The sequence below is a fragment of the Rhizobacter sp. P3_B12 genome, from assembly GCF_056402895.1.
In genome coordinates, this window is record NZ_JBFUGN010001390.1 from 1 (window position 1) to 1,234 (window position 1,234).

The 1,234-nt window shown below is 68.1% G+C and carries 1 protein-coding gene; it reads right to left on the reverse strand.

Annotated elements, in window-relative coordinates; genetic code table 11:
• Positions 1-1,234 (reverse strand): ATP-binding cassette domain-containing protein (locus tag AC1D01_RS35490; protein WP_477874330.1); only part of this gene is annotated, 1,234 nt, incomplete at both ends.

A 1,234-nucleotide genomic window follows, 5' to 3' on the forward strand; every position in this document is an offset into this window, starting at 1 on the left:
GTCCTGGCCATCGATCAGCACGCGGCCCGATTCGACGTCGTAGAAGCGCAGCAGCAGGTTCACGATGGTCGACTTGCCGGCGCCCGAGCGCCCGACCAGGCCGATCTTCTCGCCGGGGCGGATGTGCAGCGACAGCCCGTCGATCACCGGCTTGCTGCCGCCATAGGCGAAGCCCACCTGCTCGAAGCGGATCTCGCCGCGCGTCACCGACAGCGTGCGCGCATCGGGCCGGTCGACCACCGCCTGCGGGCGCGACAAGGTGTTGATGCCGTCGTGCACCGTGCCGATGTGCTCGAACAGCGACGCCATCTCCCACATGATCCAGTGCGAGATGCCGTTCAGGCGCAGCGCCATCGCGGTGGCGGCAGCGACCGCGCCGATGCCGAGCTCGCCCTGCACCCACAGCCACAGCGTGGCGCCGGTGGTCGACATGATCAGCCCGATGCTCAGGCTGTGGTTGACGATCTCGAAGGCGCTCACCAGCCGCATCTGCGCATAGGCGGTCTGCATGAACTCCTGCATCGCCGAGCGCGCGAAGCCGGCCTCGCGTTGCGCGTGCGAGAACAGCTTGACGGTGGCGATGTTGGTATAGGCATCGGTGATGCGGCCCGTCATCAGCGAGCGCGCATCGGCCTGCGCCTGCCCGATCTTGCCCAGCCGCGGCACGAAGTACCGCAGGGCCGCGACGTACAGGCCCAGCCAGGCGAGGAAGGGCAGCAGCAGGCGCGCGTCGAAGGTGCCGACCACCGCGGCCATCGTCGTGAAGTAGATGATGACGAAGACGAGCACGTCGGTGAGGATCATCACCGTGTCGCGCACCGCGAGCGAGGTCTGCATCACCTTGGCGGCGACGCGGCCGGCGAACTCGTCCTGGTAGAAGTTCATGCTCTGCGCGAGCATCAGCCGGTGGAAGTTCCAGCGCAGGCGCATCGGGAAATTGCCGGCCAGCGCCTGGTGCTTGAAGAGCGTCTGGAAGGCCGCGGCGATCGGGCTGGCGAGCAGGATCGCGGCCAGCAGCAGCAGCGTGAGGCTGTGCGTGGGCCACAGCTCGGCGGGCTTCGTCGTGCTGAGCCAGTCGACGACACGGCTCATCATGCTGAACAGCATCGCCTCGAACACGCCGAAGGCGGCGGTCAACAGCATCATGCCGAGCACGAAGCGGCGCGAGCCCAGCGTGCACGCCCAGACGAAGGCGAAGAAGCCGCGCGGCGGCGGCACGGGCACGGTATCGGGG